Origin of the sequence: Maribacter sp. 1_MG-2023 (assembly GCF_030547005.1) — a bacterium.
In the GTDB taxonomy this organism is placed as follows: Bacteria; Bacteroidota; Bacteroidia; order Flavobacteriales; family Flavobacteriaceae; genus Maribacter.
This window is the reverse complement of sequence record NZ_JAUOPN010000005.1, coordinates 207,954-222,991: the sequence shown is the minus strand read 5'-3', so window position 1 is coordinate 222,991 and position 15,038 is coordinate 207,954. Positions and strand designations below refer to the sequence as shown.

Here is a 15,038-nt window from a genome sequence, read left to right as displayed (position 1 = left end):
TTTAAAGAATAAACGAAAAACCCATTATTTTCGTCTAAAATTACAAAATGTTTCTTGAAAACACAGTTAATCATAAAGAACAATTCGGCTGGATAGAAGTCATTGCCGGGTCGATGTTTTCTGGAAAGACAGAAGAATTGATCCGTAGACTTAAAAGAGCACAGTTTGCCAAATTAAAGGTTGAAATCTTTAAACCTATGGTAGATACCCGTTATGATGATGAAATGGTGGTGTCGCATGATGCCAATGAAATTCGTTCTACTCCGGTACCCGCAGCTGCCAATATTCGTATTCTTGCAGATACTTGCGATGTCATCGGCATTGATGAAGCCCAATTTTTTGATGATGAAATAGTTACCGTTTGCAATGACCTAGCAAATAAAGGGGTTAGGGTAATTGTCGCGGGACTAGATATGGATTTTAAAGGAAAACCCTTCGGACCCATGCCTGCTCTTATGGCTACCGCAGAATATGTTACTAAAGTTCATGCTATTTGCACCCGTACAGGCAATTTGGCAAATTATAGTTATAGAAAATCTAGCAACGATAATTTGGTGATGTTAGGTGAAGTAAATGAATATGAACCTTTAAGCAGAGGTGCATATTACAAGGCTATGCTAAAAGAAAAGGTAAAAACGATGGATGTAAAATCTGAAGAAATCGATACCCTTAAAAAGAAGCAAAATGGCTAAGGCAGAAGAGACCGTTTTAGAAATTGACCTAAAGGCACTTGGTCATAACTACTCTTATTTGCGATCTAAAATAAAGCCGGAAACTAAATTTATGGCTGTGGTAAAAGCATATGCCTATGGTAGTGATTCTGTAGCTATTGCCAAACATCTTCAAGATTTAGGTGCCGATTATTTTGCCGTAGCTTATGTAGATGAAGGTGTAACACTTAGAGAAGGTGGTATTACCGCTCCTATTTTAGTGCTTCACCCACAGAAAACTCATTTTAAAATGCTCATCGAAAACAATCTTGAGCCTAGCATATATTCCAAAACTATTCTATCTGATTTTATAGCAACTGCCGAAGAAATGGGTAAGACGGATTATCCTATTCACTTAAAATTTAATACGGGACTTAATAGATTAGGTTTTTCTGCGGATGACTTACCTGAAATTTCTACTATTATTGATCAACAAAAAGCAGTTCAGGTAATTGCATTGTTATCACACTTGGCAGCAACGGAAGATTCTAACGAAACCGACTTTACCAACCTTCAATTAGAACGGTTTGATGCTATTTGCAAAAAGGCGGATGCACTGTTTAAAACCAAGACTTTAAAGCATGTGCTAAATACCTCGGGTATTATAAATTATGGGCAAGCACAATATGATATGGTTAGAAGTGGAATAGGACTTTATGGATATGGAAATGAACCCCATATAGATGAAGCATTGCAACCCGTAATGACTTTAAAAACAATTATTTCTCAAAAACATACCATCCCTACAGGGGAGTCTGTTGGTTATAATCGTAAATACAAATCTGATCATAAAACCGTAACCGCTACGTTGCCTTTGGGTCATGCAGACGGTATTGGCAGGGAATATGGACATGGAAAAACGTATGTACTTATACATGGCAAACCAGCTCCAATTATTGGTAATGTTTGTATGGATATGATCATGGTAGACGTCACCGATATCGAATGTGAAGAAGGGGATGAAGTAGAGATTTTTGGAAAAAACCTGTCTGCGAACAAATTTGCAGAAACAGCTAATACCATAACGTATGAAATACTTACGGGACTTTCTCAACGCATTAAGCGAATTATTAAAAATTGATTCGTTAACATTTCATTAAGGAATCGATTTTTTTAGTAAATTGCGATACCTTTTAAAATTAACCATTAATAAAAATTAAGTAAACATGTTAAAAGAATTCAAGAATTTTATTTTGACGGGTAACGTCATCGATTTTGCTGTAGCAGTTATTTTAGCCGGAGCAGTAGGATTAGTAGTAAACGGATTTGTTGCTGATATCATCATGCCAATCGTAGGTCACTTCGCAGGTGGAGTTGATTTTGCAGATTTGAAATTGATCTTAGATGAAGCAGTAGTTGGTGCAGATGGCGCAATTGCTAAGCCAGAAAATGCTATCCGTTGGGGTGCATGGATCAACACTATTGTTAACTTATTGATCGTTGGATTCGTAATGTTCTTAATCGTTAAAGCTTACAACAAAACTAAAACTCCTCCAGCTCCAGCTGCTCCAGCAGGACCAACTGCTGAAGAGTTATTAGCAGAAATAAGAGATGCTTTAAAAAAGTAATCTAAAATACACACCCTAAAATTTGGGGAACCGTTGCACTGCAACTCAAATTAATTAAAACCGTCAACTTTGTTACGCTAACATTGTTGACGGTTCTTTTTTTTAGCACATTTTCCAAATTACCTCCCAACAAACAATTGTTATAATTTAAACAATTTGTTATATTTTGATTATTCTTTTCTTTTTTACTTGCGCAAGTACCAGTATTACCTATTTTTGCTGCTTAATATAATTGTTTTACAAATGAAAGTAGCTGTAATTGGTGCCACAGGCATGGTTGGCGATGTAATGTTGAAAGTATTGGCTGAGCGTAATTTTCCGTTAACGGAATTATTATTAGTTGCCTCTGAACGTTCTGTTGGTAAAAAGATGACCTTTAAAGGTAAAGAGTATACGGTTATAGGTTTAGCAGATGCTGTAGCCGCAAGACCTAATATTGCCATATTCTCTGCAGGTGGTGACACCTCTTTAGAATGGGCTCCAAAATTTGCAGAAGTGGGTACTACCGTAGTAGATAACTCTTCTGCTTGGCGAATGGATCCAACCAAAAAATTGGTTGTTCCTGAGATCAACGCTCACGAACTTACCGCTGAAGATAAAATTATAGCAAACCCAAATTGCTCTACTATTCAGTTAGTAATGGCACTATACCCATTACACAAAAAATATAAAATGAAACGTGTTGTTGTTTCTACCTATCAGTCGGTTTCTGGTACTGGGGTAAAAGCAGTAAAACAATTGGAAAATGAAATTGCGGGGGTAAAAGGCGAAATGGCATATCCTTACCCAATTGGCAGAAATGCATTGCCTCACTGTGACGTTTTCATGGAAAACGGATACACTAAAGAAGAAATGAAATTGGCGCGCGAGCCACAGAAAATTCTAGATGACCGTACTTTCTCAATTAGCGCAACAGCAGTACGTATACCTACCGCTGGCGGACATTCAGAATCTGTAAATGTTGAGTTTGAAAATGATTTTGAGCTAAACGAAGTGCGTCGTTTGTTAAACGAGATGCCCGGTGTTACCGTTCAAGATAATCCAGACACCAATACCTACCCAATGCCAATATACGCTCATGATAAAGATGAAGTTTTTGTTGGTCGTATTCGTAGAGATGAAACCCAAAGAAACACCTTGAATATGTGGATTGTTGCCGATAACCTTAGAAAAGGTGCAGCAACAAACGCTGTTCAAATCTCAGAATACCTAGTAGAAAAAGGCTTAGTTTAATTTATACCCTTTACAACGTTAAAACCTTCAAAACTTCACTGTTTTGAAGGTTTTTTTATGGTATTTTAGTACAAACTGAACTACTAATGAAAAAAGTAATACCTGCGCACTTGTCTTTGCCCTAATCTCTTCCTGTAAAAACGAATCTAAACCTGAACCCATTATTGTGAATTATCCTGTTACCGCAAAAGTTGATACTTTAGATACTTATTTTGGAACCGAAGTTAAAGACCCCTATCGTTGGTTAGAAGATGATAGAAGCCCAGAAACCGAAGCTTGGGTTAAAGAACAGAACAAAACTACATTCGGTTATTTAGAACATATTCCTTTTAGAAATGATCTAAAAAATCGTCTTGAAAAACTATGGAACTACGAAAAACTAGGTTCACCGTTTAAAAAAGGCGACTATACCTATTTCTATAAAAATGATGGATTACAGAACCAATATGTGATATATAGAGCCAAAGGTGATGAGGAGCCAGAAGTATTTTTAGACCCAAATACATTTTCTGAAGATGGTACAACTTCTCTAGCAGGATTGAGCTTTACTAAAGATGGCTCATTAGCAGCCTATCAAATTTCTGAAGGTGGTAGCGATTGGCGAAAAGCAATTATTTTAAATGCCGAAACCAAAGAGATCGTTGAAGATACTTTGATTGATATTAAGTTCAGCGGACTCTCTTGGAAAGGAAAAGAAGGCTTTTACTATTCCAGCTATGATAAACCAAAAGGTAGTGAGCTATCGGCTAAAACCGATCAGCACAAAGTATATTATCATAAATTAGGTACTCCTCAAAAAGACGACGAACTTATATTTGGTGGTACTTCTTTAGAAAAGCATCGCTATATTGGAGCTAACGTTACCGAAGATAACAAGTACCTATTAATAAGTGCATCTGTTTCTACTTCTGGCAACAAATTGTTTATTCAAAATTTAGAAGACCCTAACGGATTACTTATCCCAATGGTCGAGGACACTGATTCTGATAATTACGTTATTGACAACATCGGTTCTAAACTGTATATCGTCACCAATAGAAATGCACCTAACAAGAAAATAGTTACGGTTGACGCTGCTAACCCAGAAGCAAAGAACTGGGAAGATTTCATCCCTGAAACAGAGAACGTATTGAGCCCGAATACTGGTGGCGGTTATTTCTTTACCGAATATATGGTAGATGCCATTTCTAAAGTGAATCAATATGACTATGATGGTAAACTAATTCGTGAAGTAGAGTTACCAGGTATAGGATCCGTTGGCGGATTTGGTGGTGAAAAAGAAGATAAAGAACTGTATTTTTCTTTCACCAATTACAACACACCCGGTTCTACTTATAAATACGACCCCGCAACCGGTGAATATGAATTGTACTGGAAACCAGAAATAGATTTCAATCCTGAAGATTATACTTCAGAACAAGTTTTCTACTCTTCAAAAGACGGCACTAAAATTCCAATGATCATCACCTATAGAAAAGGTACAGAATTGAATGGTAAGAACCCAACCATTCTTTACGCCTATGGCGGATTCAATGTTAGCTTAACCCCGTCTTTCAGTATCGGTAACGCGGTTTGGATGGAACAAGGCGGAATTTATGCTGTTCCCAATCTACGTGGTGGTGGCGAATATGGTAAAAAATGGCATGATGCTGGTATCAAAACTAAAAAGCAAAATGTATTCGATGACTTTATAGCTGCCGCTGAATATTTAATAGAAAATAAATACACTTCAAAAGAATACTTAGCTATACGCGGAGGTTCTAATGGCGGATTGCTAGTTGGCTCCACAATGACACAGAGACCAGATTTAATGCAAGTAGCGTTACCTGCAGTAGGTGTAATGGATATGTTACGCTATCATACATTTACGGCTGGTGCCGGATGGGCTTATGATTACGGTACCGCAGAAGACGATAATGAAATGTTTCAGTACTTGAAAGGATATTCACCTGTACATAATGTAAAAGCGGGTACAGCTTATCCTGCTACTTTAGTTACTACCGGTGATCATGATGACAGAGTAGTACCAGCACATAGTTTTAAGTTTGCTGCAGAATTACAAGAAAAACAAGAAGGCACAAACCCGACCTTAATACGAATTGAAACAAATGCCGGTCATGGTGCTGGTACTCCTGTTAGTAAAACTATAGAGCAATATGCAGATATTTTCGGCTTTACACTCTACAATATGGGCTATACAGAGCTACCGAATAAAAGTGTTTTAAAAGATTTTAAGGAGTAATTACCTTTTGAAATCAATAAATTATTGAAAAATCCGTTTCAAATTGGAACGGATTTTTCAATTTTGCATTCCTAAGAACAAAAACATGTTACGAGTAGAGAATCTATCATTTTCATATGATAAACTTCCAGTTTTAGAAGCTATCAATTTACGTATTCAACGTGGAGAGCATGTGGCTATTATTGGTGAAAGTGGATGCGGTAAAAGTACCTTGCTGAAACTTATGTATGGTTTAATGGATTTAGAAGAAGGAGAAATTTTCTGGGAAGATGAACAAATTTTAGGTCCGGCTTACAATTTGGTTCCAGGTATGCCTTTTATGAAATACTTGTCTCAAGATTTTGATCTAATGCCGTTCATTACCGTTTCTGAAAACATTAGCCAGTATCTTTCTGTTTTTTATCCTGATGAATTAAAAGAAAGAACAGAGGAGCTATTAGAGATGATAGAGATGATCGAATTTGCCAATAAAAAGGTAAAAACGTTAAGCGGTGGTCAGCAACAACGTGTAGCTTTAGCAAGAGTATTAGCACAAAAACCACAAGTGTTACTTTTAGATGAACCCTTTAGTCATATCGACAACTTTCTCAAAAACAGTTTACGTCGAAATATTTTCAATTACCTGAAAGAGAATCTAATTACAACTATTGTTGCAACCCACGATGTAAACGATGTTTTGCCTTTTGCCGATCGTGCCGTTGTTTTACGAGATAAAGGCATTATAGCTAGAGCAAGACCTATGGAGCTTTATAAAAATCCGAAAAATCTGTATGTCGCTTCACTTTTCGGTGAGGCAAGTATGATTTCTATAGATGTGCTTAAAACGTACGCAAATACTAAAAGAAAAATTATCGTTTATGCACATGAGTTTCGAGTTTCACCTTCACAAGGATTTCATGTTTCGGTAGAAAAAGCATACCCTATGGGTGCCTATTACTTGACTGAAAGTAAAAGCGATGAGAATGAAACTATCTTCTTCAATGCAGATAAATTATACCCAAAGGGGAAAGAATTGTTTTTGAATGTGGCCATTGAAACTATCAATCAACGCATACAAGAAGCAGCTGCTAATTAATTTAAAAGCGTGTTGTGAACCAAGAACAAATACTTACCGAGTTACAATTTAAAGCCATTAGAAGTAGTGGTCCTGGTGGTCAGCATGCCAACAAAGTTTCTTCTAAAGTAGAATTATCTTTCCATGTCGAATCTTCAGCCGGACTAACAGAGCGCCAGAAAAAGAGGGTGCTACTAAAATTAGAAAATAAACTTAGTAAAGAAGGACTTCTAATATTACAATGTGATGAATCTCGTAGTCAGCACAAAAACAAAGAATTGGTTATTAAACGATTCTTGAAACTTTTAGAAAAATCTTTGGTAGTACCTAAGGCAAGAAAGAAAAGCAGACCCACCAGATCATCTATTGAAAAAAGATTAAAAGGCAAGAAAATTGCTTCACTTAAAAAGCTGAATCGCGGTAAGCCAGACTACTAATAGCTATATGGTTTTATGCGAAAATGGAATAGAATACAAAAACGGTTATCGCACCTGTAAGACCAAGAACACCTGTACCTAAGCCGAAAAGACGATATCCTGTTTTTACGTTCATGCCGCTCATTTGTGTTACCACCCAAAAGAAGCTATCGTTCGCATGAGAAATAACTGCAGAACCCGCACCAATAACCACAACTACCAAAGCTTTCTGTATTTCAGTATCAAAACCAAGTGATGACATCATCGGCATGATTATAGATGCTGTTGTTACCAATGCTACAGTAGAAGAACCTTGCGCGGTTTTCAATGCTGCAGCTAAAACAAAAGGCAAGAAAATACCCATATTATAATCGGTCAATGTTTGCCCTAGTATATCGGCAATACCTGAGTTCTGTAATATTTTACCAAAAATGCCACCAGCACCTGTTATCAATAGTATAGAAGCCGCATCTTTAATTGCCTTGCCTACCCAACCTGCAGATGAGAGCATATCGTAATTTAATTTTTTAGGCAATAGTAGACATAAGAAAACCCCTATCAATAGTGATATTACCGGTTCACCCACAAAATTAATAAAATCTAATAGTCCGTTTTCTTGTCCGATATCCATGGAGTTTAAAACGGACTTCAAGACAATTAGAAAAATAGGAACCAGTATTGGTATAGATGCTTTTAATGCACTAGGCGAATCTTTAATTTCTTGTTCTGCCTCTAATGCATCTTCAACATCAGGTTCTATCATGGTTTTAGATGCATATTTCTTGGCGAATATGATTCCGACAATCAATGCAACAATACTTGTTGGAAATCCGAAAGCGATAACCAAACCTAAATCTGCCCCAAGAATACCTGCTGCAGCTATAGGACCAGGAGTTGGCGGCACCATCGTGTGCGATGCCATTAAGCCCAAACCTAATGCTATTGCCGGACCGGCAATTGAGATTTTCGCTTTTTTGGAAAGACTTTTATTCAAAGGATGCAGCAGCATAAAACCACTATCTGCAAATACCGGAATAGAAACAATATAACCGATGATTCCCATTGCCATCGTCACCCGTTTCTTCCCTATTACACCCAATACTTTTTCTGCAATTGCAAATGCACCACCGGTATGTTCTAAAAATGCACCGATAATAACTCCAAGCACTATAATCAACCCTATTTTACCAAGTGTACCACCAAAACCTTCATTGATAGAAACAATGATTTCAGCATAAGGCATGCCAGCAAAAATGCCATATAAAATTGAAATGATGAACAATGCCAAAAAAGCATGGATCTTAAGCTTTGTCGTCATTATAATTATGGCAATGACCGCGATTAGTAAATAGAATATTTCCATGATTGGTGGTTATAAAAGTGGTTAAGGGTATTTTTACTGGTTTAAGATAGCCAAATAAATATCAGGATGTATTTATTGAATACCAACTATAACCAACTCCTTACCATTAAAACTAAAAACATCCCCGACAGCTTTACCAAATACTAGTTTGCCGATAGGTGTTGCGGCAGAAATACAATAGACAGACCTAGGTTTACTTTTAAATTCCCCTGCCGATATGGCTATATAATAATTAAAAACATCTGTGATGACCAAACTACCCAAACCTACGGTTGGGGCATTTCTGTCTTTTGGCACTTTTGAAAGTAGTTGTTGGGTTTTTTCTAATTCTGCTAGTTGTTGACCTAGCTTTTCTCGCTCTAATTGTATCATGGCACGACCAGTCTCATGCTTGTCACCAGCGCTACTCTTAGTCTCTGAGGTTAATGCCGACTCCAATTCTTTAATTTGATTCTGTATTCTTGCCAACCTATCGTTTACAAAAAGAACACAAAAGTCGTAAGCGTCTTTTTTTAAAATATCAAGTGATTCAGTTTCCTTCAATGTGATACAGATCTGCTAGTTTATAGATCAAGTAATTTACGATTTGATTATCACTTTCACCACCACTTATCATCTTTTGAATCTCGATTTTATTTTCAGCTTTAAAATAGTCCAAATCACCAGACCGATCATCACTAAAAATATTCCACGATTTAAGTCCGTTTAGCATTGCTTTATGTGCTTCATACCGGTTTGTAATTGCTTGAACTCTCTTCTTATCAATTTTTACCACTGACTCGTTTTCGTCTAGCAACTCATAATCGGCCGTAATTTGTGCATCTGCTTTTTCTGCTTCGGTTATAATTTTAAAATAAGCTCTAGATACTAAAGATTCATATTTAGAATAGAATCTAGATTCCACGATATCATCATCAGCTAATGGCACTTCAGCATCTGTACTAGCATATAAGTCATCTTGGTTATATGAGTTATCAGCAATCAGCGATTGTTTCCAAGCCTCGCTCTTAATATGTTCTTTCCAGACTTTTGCATATTCTCGTTGGTAGTCAGTTTTCGACAATGCACAACTGTTAAGACAAAATGCTGTAATTACAACTGTTAGCACAGCTGAAGTATTTCTTTTAAAAAATGTTTTCATATAGTATAATGCTATTACAAACCATCTTATAAGTCTACTGTTCTAGATAAACTGATAGGTGCACTTTTGGGTAATAGATAATCAGAGGGGACGTACAATTTAAAAATAAAAACAAGAGTACAGTTGCCTTTTGGATAAGATTTAAAAAAACTGGTTAAACGGGGCAAACATTAGTTCATCAAATTAGCCAATCTCTTACCAGTTGTACTACCTATGGCAATGCCCATACCGCCTAGTCGGACTCCGCATCCCACATTGTTAGACACTTGTTTTACTATTGGTTTCTTTTGTTGACCAACACCCATAATCCCACTCCAGCTGTAATCGATTTCAAAGGCGGTATTTGGTAAAATGACTGTATTTAATAGTTGCTTTAGTTTGTTTTCGACCAAGGTAGTAGTAGCAAAATCAGTAGTTTCTTCTGTTTTAAAGTCCAAATTACGCCCACCGCCCAACAAAATTCGATTATCAATATTTCTGAAATAGTAATAGCCTTCTTCTAAATGAAAGGTACCTTTAACATGCAGGTTTTTAATAGGTTTCGTAATCAACACCTGCGCACGTGCCGGTTTAACATTCTCAGATAATAATTGAGCTGCAAAACCATTTGTTGCTATCAGTAATTTTTGGGTCGTAAATTCTAGGTCATCTGTTCTGACTATTACTTCTGCACCTGCATCTTCAAAAGAATGTACTTCGGTTGAATTTATAATTGTGATGCCTTTTTGCTGTGCTAATTGCACTAAAGATATCATCATTTTACCGGTATCAATTTGCCCTTCAAAAACCTGAGATATATAGTTGCTATTGATTCCTTTGAAATTAAAACTATCTGATGTAATCTTAAAGGCATCCTCGTTAAAAATGGGTTGTAGTAGTTCATTTACCGACCTTAATTCCGTCAGACAACGCTCGTACAGCTCTAAATCTTTGCTTAAAAATAACTCGTGCCCACCATTGTTCTGATATCCAATTGCGTCATCACCTAAAAGATTTCGCAAAGAATGTATACCATCATATCTTTCTTGCACTAAGTTAATTACCTCTTGTTCTGAGTGTGTTTTTAAGTCGGATAAAATTTCTGAAATACTGCCAAAACAGGCAAATCCGGCATTTTTGGTACTGGCACCTTGGGGAAGTTTCCCTTTTTCCAAAATAAGAATACGTGCCTTCGGATGCATCCGTCTTAATTCTAAAGCACAATTTAAGCCTACAATACCACTACCAATAATTGTATAATCGATATTCAAAAACCACGATGTACGTTCCCAGTAACTTAAATTCATAGTAGTATGTTGATTGCGATAGAAGATAAAAAAATCAATCTAAAAAAAGGATAAAAAAAACTCCAACATTGCTGTTAGAGTTTTTTTGATTAATCTTCTTTAGGTGGATTCATTTTCCAACTATCCATAAAGGCTGTTGTATAATTACCAGCCAAATAATCTGGATGGTCCATTAATTGCCTGTGAAACGGAATAGTCGTCTTTATTCCTTCAATTACAAACTCATCTAAAGCACGCTTCATTTTATTGATTGCCTCTTCCCTAGTTTGGGCAGTAGTAATTAACTTAGCAATCATTGAATCGTAATTTGGAGGAATACTATACCCACTATATACGTGCGTATCCATTCTTACCCCATGACCACCTGGTGTATGTAAGGTTGTAATCTTACCTGGCGATGGTCTAAAATTGTTATATGGGTCTTCCGCATTAATTCTACACTCGATAGAATGTAATTTTGGAAGATAGTTTTTACCTGAAATTGGCACACCTGCAGCTACAAGAATTTGCTCACGAATTAAATCATAATCAATAACCTGCTCTGTAATTGGGTGCTCAACTTGAATACGGGTATTCATTTCCATAAAATAGAATTTACGGTGCTTATCTACCAAAAATTCGATAGTACCGGCGCCTTCATATTTTATAAATTCGGCAGCCTTAACAGCAGCTTCACCCATTGCTTCTCTTAACTTGTCCGTCATGAAAGGTGACGGAGTCTCCTCTGTCAACTTTTGGTGACGACGTTGAATAGAGCAATCTCTTTCTGATAAGTGACATGCTTTACCGAATTGATCACCTACAATTTGAATTTCAATATGTCTTGGTTCTTCAATCAACTTTTCCATATACATACCACCATTACCAAAAGCAGCAGTTGCTTCGTTAACGGCACTATCGAAAAGCTCTTCCATTTTGTCTTCAGAGAACACAGCGCGCATACCCTTACCACCACCACCAGCAGTAGCTTTAATCATTACAGGGTAGCCCATTTTCTTGGCTATTTTCTTGGCATCTGCAACATCTTTCAATAGACCTTCTGAACCAGGCACACATGGTACACCAGCTTCTTTCATGGTTTCTTTGGCTGTAGCCTTATCCCCCATTTTGTCTATTTGGTCACCAGAAGCACCAATAAATTTTATATCATGTTCTGCACATATACGTGAGAACTTTGAGTTTTCTGAAAGAAAACCATATCCTGGGTGAATAGCATCTGCATTTGTAATCTCTGCAGCCGCAATTATGTTAGGGATCTTTAAATAGGATTCGCTACTAGCAGCAGGACCAATACATACAGCTTCATCTGCAAAACGCACATGTAAACTTTCCTCGTCTGCCTTACTATATACAGCTACCGTTTTAATACCCATTTCTTTACAGGTACGAATAACACGCAAAGCGATTTCTCCCCTATTGGCAATCAGTATTTTTTTAAACATCTTTTAAATTTTAAGTTCTTGGTTCCATAACATTCTTAAACATCGTTTAGCAACGGCATCTAACAATAACTACTCAAAATTTAGTTAAGACGGATCTACCAAGAATAATGGTTGATCAAACTCTACTGGTGAAGAATCATCTACCAATATCTTAACGATAGTACCAGAAACTTCAGATTCTATGTCGTTGAACAATTTCATTGCCTCAATAACACATAGTACATCTCCAATACCAATAGTTTGTCCTACCTCAACAAAAACAGGTTTGTCAGGAGAAGGTTTTCTATAAAAAGTACCAATAATCGGAGACTTTATAGTGATGTATTTATCATCTTCAGCTTTTTGCTTTTCAGCTTCTGTAGCTCCGGCTGCTGCTGGAACTTCTACTGGTGCAGGAGCTGCTGGCATAGCTTGTTGAGCCATAGGCATCGTATGCACATAAGTTGGCTCAGAATTAGCTGATAAGCTTCCGGTACGAATGGTGATCTTAATATCATCCGTTTCCAGTTTTACCTCGCTAGCGCCAGACTTGGCAACAAACTTGATAAGGCTTTGAATTTCTTTAATATCCATATTTTCTAAGTTATAATTGGTAGTTGTTGTTAGTTAATAAGCCCATTTCAAGTAGATAGAACCCCAAGTAAAGCCGCCACCGAAGGCTGCAAATACCAGATTATCTCCCTTTTTAAGCTGTTTTTCGTAATCGAATAATAATAATGGTAAGGTTGCTGAAGTGGTATTACCGTAACGTTGAATATTCATCAACACTTTTGATTCGCCTACACCCATTCTTTTAGCAGTGGCATCAATTATACGTTTATTAGCTTGATGCGGCACTAGCCAGTCTACATCCTCTTCAGTAAGATCATTTCTATCCATGATCTTCGCTGCCACATCTGCCATATTAGATACCGCAAATTTGAACACCGTTTTTCCTTCTTGAAAAATGTAGTGTTTTTTATTGGTCACGCTTTCTATAGTAGCCGGCATTAATGATCCGCCACCTTCCATGCCCAAAAATTGTCTTCCGCTACCGTCTGCTCTCAAATACTCATCTTGTAGACCAAGACCTTCTGTATTTGGCTCAAAAAGCACGGCCCCGGCACCATCTCCAAAAATGATACATGTGGTACGGTCGGTATAATCAATAATAGATGACATTTTATCTGCCCCTATAAGTAGTACTTTTTTATATCTACCGGTTTCGATATGACCGGCAACTGTTGACATGCCAAAAAGAAAACTTGAACATGCAGCTAATAAATCGTAGGCAAAAGCATTAACGGCTCCAATTTCTGAAGCAACAAAAGCAGCTGTAGAAGCTACCATACTATCGGGTGTTGCCGTAGCAACTATTACAAGGTCTATTTCTGAAGCATCTAGCCCCTTCTTCTCCATTAGGTCTTGTGCCGCTTTAATGGCTAAATACGACGTCCCTTCTCCTTCTTCCTTTTTTAGTACCCTTCTTTCTTTAATGCCTGTTCTGGTAGTGATCCATTCGTCATTGGTTTCAACCAAATCTTCAAGCATTTTGTTGGTCATTACAAACTGGGGAACATAACCTCCTACCGCGGTAATAGCTGCTGTAATTTTAGTCATACTTTATTTGCTTTCTTGTAAAAAACTTAAAAAACCTGTCAAAAGTCATGAAAATTAGTGATTTTCAACGACTTTTTGGGTAAAGTTATCGGGTTTTTGAAAAATTGCAATTAATAGCCATATCCGTTTAAGCCCTTAGATTATCTGAATAACAAGGTGCTAAAAAACAAATTGGACTAAAAAAAACTCCCTCCTTCAAATGAAGTGGGAGTCTAGTATAATATAAAAGGGGCTTAAGCTTCTGCTTCTTCAGTTTTGTCAACCAAAACTTGACCTCTATAATGTAATTTTCCTTCGTGCCAGTGAGCTCTGTGAAATAGGTGAGTCTCGCCAGTTGTAGAATCTGTAGCCAAAGTAGGAGCTACTGCCTTATAATGTGTTCTTCTTTTGTCTCTCCTTGTTTTGGAAATTTTTCTCTTAGGATGTGCCATTTAAACCTTATTTATCCGTTAATAGTTTCTTTAATTCGTCCCAACGGGGATCGTTTTCTTCTTTTTCTGATCTTTTCTCTTTTGGTTGAAGCTCGTTTAACCTGTCTAACACTTCAGATTCTAAAGTGCCATCTTCAATACCAGGATGAATTCTTTTTTGTGGAACTGCCAATACTAGCATTTCATACACATACTGATCAATGTTCAATTGGTGTTCGTTATGCGGAAGAATTAATATTTCATCATTCTCATCATTATACTCTTCACCAAACTTAACTACCAAATGCAAATCTCCGCTTATAGCTTGATCATACGGCTCGCTAGTTATGTCACAATCAACATTCACTGTTCCTGATGCTTCCAAATCAACCTCCATCATTGTACTTGTTTTATGAAGTACTACATCTAAATTGATGTTGGTAGCATTGAATTCATCGTATCCAAAAGAATCAAAGAACGTATTTTCAATCTGGTAATTAAAGTTGTGTTTCCCTTGCTTCAATCCTGAGAAAGGAATATTGAACTCCTTTTGCTTCATCTCGTACACACTTAA

General features: G+C 36.9%; 16 protein-coding genes. 7 read left to right on the top strand and 9 right to left on the bottom strand.

The features are described from left to right. Nucleotides 1-47: 47 nt before the first annotated feature. The 7 genes from Q4500_RS08195 to arfB all read left to right on the top strand — a co-directional run bounded on the left by Q4500_RS08195 (nt 48) and on the right by arfB (nt 7,244). Nucleotides 48-692, top strand: coding sequence for a thymidine kinase (locus Q4500_RS08195; RefSeq protein ID WP_303599195.1), 645 nt, complete (start codon nt 48-50; stop codon nt 690-692). Further along, nucleotides 685-1,791 (top strand): alanine racemase, encoded by a 1,107-nt coding sequence (alr, locus tag Q4500_RS08190; RefSeq protein WP_303599194.1) that lies wholly within the window; start codon nt 685-687, stop codon nt 1,789-1,791. The genes Q4500_RS08195 and alr overlap by 8 nt, the downstream gene beginning before the upstream one ends. Nucleotides 1,792-1,876: 85 nt before the next feature. Further along, on the top strand, nt 1,877-2,278 hold the full coding sequence (mscL, locus tag Q4500_RS08185; protein ID WP_299798948.1) for a large conductance mechanosensitive channel protein MscL: 402 nt from the start codon (nt 1,877-1,879) through the stop codon (nt 2,276-2,278). Between the two features lie 243 nt (nt 2,279-2,521). Continuing rightward, nucleotides 2,522-3,511, top strand: coding sequence for an aspartate-semialdehyde dehydrogenase (locus Q4500_RS08180; RefSeq protein ID WP_303599193.1), 990 nt, complete (start codon nt 2,522-2,524; stop codon nt 3,509-3,511). Between the two features lie 166 nt (nt 3,512-3,677). After that, nucleotides 3,678-5,753 carry a prolyl oligopeptidase family protein gene (locus Q4500_RS08175; RefSeq protein ID WP_303599192.1) on the top strand — a complete coding sequence of 692 codons (2,076 nt, stop codon included), beginning with the start codon at nt 3,678-3,680 and terminating at the stop codon, nt 5,751-5,753. Nucleotides 5,754-5,838: 85 nt separating this feature from the next. Next, a complete protein-coding gene (locus tag Q4500_RS08170; RefSeq protein ID WP_303599191.1) occupies nt 5,839-6,828 on the top strand; it encodes an ABC transporter ATP-binding protein in 990 nt (329 codons plus the stop codon). Between the two features lie 14 nt (nt 6,829-6,842). Continuing rightward, complete coding sequence (arfB, locus tag Q4500_RS08165; RefSeq protein WP_303599190.1) at nt 6,843-7,244, top strand: alternative ribosome rescue aminoacyl-tRNA hydrolase ArfB; 402 nt, start codon at nt 6,843-6,845, stop codon at nt 7,242-7,244. 13 nt (nt 7,245-7,257) lie between these two features. Here arfB and Q4500_RS08160 read toward each other — a convergent pair whose 3' ends face one another. The 9 genes from Q4500_RS08160 to Q4500_RS08120 all read right to left on the bottom strand — a co-directional run bounded on the left by Q4500_RS08160 (nt 7,258) and on the right by Q4500_RS08120 (nt 15,023). Continuing rightward, complete coding sequence (locus tag Q4500_RS08160; protein ID WP_303599189.1) at nt 7,258-8,586, bottom strand: GntP family permease; 1,329 nt, start codon at nt 8,584-8,586, stop codon at nt 7,258-7,260. Nucleotides 8,587-8,658: 72 nt separating this feature from the next. Continuing rightward, nucleotides 8,659-9,129: a 3-oxoacyl-ACP synthase gene (locus tag Q4500_RS08155; RefSeq protein ID WP_303599188.1), complete on the bottom strand. Its 471-nt coding sequence runs from the start codon at nt 9,127-9,129 to the stop codon at nt 8,659-8,661. After that, a complete protein-coding gene (locus Q4500_RS08150; protein ID WP_303599187.1) occupies nt 9,116-9,727 on the bottom strand; it encodes a hypothetical protein in 612 nt (203 codons plus the stop codon). The genes Q4500_RS08155 and Q4500_RS08150 overlap by 14 nt, the downstream gene beginning before the upstream one ends. A 170-nt stretch (nt 9,728-9,897) precedes the next feature. Beyond that, complete coding sequence (locus Q4500_RS08145; RefSeq protein ID WP_303599186.1) at nt 9,898-11,013, bottom strand: FAD-binding oxidoreductase; 1,116 nt, start codon at nt 11,011-11,013, stop codon at nt 9,898-9,900. Nucleotides 11,014-11,102: 89 nt separating this feature from the next. After that, the gene (accC, locus tag Q4500_RS08140; protein ID WP_303599185.1) at nt 11,103-12,455 is read right to left on the bottom strand and encodes an acetyl-CoA carboxylase biotin carboxylase subunit; all 1,353 of its coding nucleotides are present in this window, start codon (nt 12,453-12,455) and stop codon (nt 11,103-11,105) included. A gap of 84 nt (nt 12,456-12,539) precedes the next feature. Further along, nucleotides 12,540-13,028, bottom strand: a complete 489-nt coding sequence (gene accB / locus Q4500_RS08135; protein WP_303599184.1) for an acetyl-CoA carboxylase biotin carboxyl carrier protein — start codon at nt 13,026-13,028, stop codon at nt 12,540-12,542. A gap of 33 nt (nt 13,029-13,061) precedes the next feature. Next, nucleotides 13,062-14,054, bottom strand: a complete 993-nt coding sequence (locus Q4500_RS08130) for a beta-ketoacyl-ACP synthase III (RefSeq protein ID WP_299798936.1) — start codon at nt 14,052-14,054, stop codon at nt 13,062-13,064. 233 nt (nt 14,055-14,287) lie between these two features. After that, nucleotides 14,288-14,485 (bottom strand): 50S ribosomal protein L32, encoded by a 198-nt coding sequence (rpmF, locus tag Q4500_RS08125; RefSeq protein WP_027065618.1) that lies wholly within the window; start codon nt 14,483-14,485, stop codon nt 14,288-14,290. Nucleotides 14,486-14,492: 7 nt separating this feature from the next. Further along, the gene (locus tag Q4500_RS08120) at nt 14,493-15,023 is read right to left on the bottom strand and encodes a DUF177 domain-containing protein (protein WP_303599183.1); all 531 of its coding nucleotides are present in this window, start codon (nt 15,021-15,023) and stop codon (nt 14,493-14,495) included. Nucleotides 15,024-15,038: the final 15 nt, after the last annotated feature.

What these genes read in the sequence shown, in the direction of transcription:
- rpmF (WP_027065618.1), bottom strand. Translation starts at nt 14,485, where the DNA reads ATGGCACATCCTAAGAGAAAAATTTCCAAAACAAGGAGAGACAAAAGA.
- Q4500_RS08130 (WP_299798936.1), bottom strand. Translation starts at nt 14,054, where the DNA reads ATGACTAAAATTACAGCAGCTATTACCGCGGTAGGAGGTTATGTTCCC.
- Q4500_RS08145 (WP_303599186.1), bottom strand. Translation starts at nt 11,013, where the DNA reads ATGAATTTAAGTTACTGGGAACGTACATCGTGGTTTTTGAATATCGAT.
- Q4500_RS08195 (WP_303599195.1), top strand. Translation starts at nt 48, where the DNA reads ATGTTTCTTGAAAACACAGTTAATCATAAAGAACAATTCGGCTGGATA.
- Q4500_RS08170 (WP_303599191.1), top strand. Translation starts at nt 5,839, where the DNA reads ATGTTACGAGTAGAGAATCTATCATTTTCATATGATAAACTTCCAGTT.
- Q4500_RS08150 (WP_303599187.1), bottom strand. Translation starts at nt 9,727, where the DNA reads ATGAAAACATTTTTTAAAAGAAATACTTCAGCTGTGCTAACAGTTGTA.
- Q4500_RS08160 (WP_303599189.1), bottom strand. Translation starts at nt 8,586, where the DNA reads ATGGAAATATTCTATTTACTAATCGCGGTCATTGCCATAATTATAATG.
- accB (WP_303599184.1), bottom strand. Translation starts at nt 13,028, where the DNA reads ATGGATATTAAAGAAATTCAAAGCCTTATCAAGTTTGTTGCCAAGTCT.
- Q4500_RS08180 (WP_303599193.1), top strand. Translation starts at nt 2,522, where the DNA reads ATGAAAGTAGCTGTAATTGGTGCCACAGGCATGGTTGGCGATGTAATG.
- mscL (WP_299798948.1), top strand. Translation starts at nt 1,877, where the DNA reads ATGTTAAAAGAATTCAAGAATTTTATTTTGACGGGTAACGTCATCGAT.
- alr (WP_303599194.1), top strand. Translation starts at nt 685, where the DNA reads ATGGCTAAGGCAGAAGAGACCGTTTTAGAAATTGACCTAAAGGCACTT.
- accC (WP_303599185.1), bottom strand. Translation starts at nt 12,455, where the DNA reads ATGTTTAAAAAAATACTGATTGCCAATAGGGGAGAAATCGCTTTGCGT.
- Q4500_RS08120 (WP_303599183.1), bottom strand. Translation starts at nt 15,023, where the DNA reads ATGAAGCAAAAGGAGTTCAATATTCCTTTCTCAGGATTGAAGCAAGGG.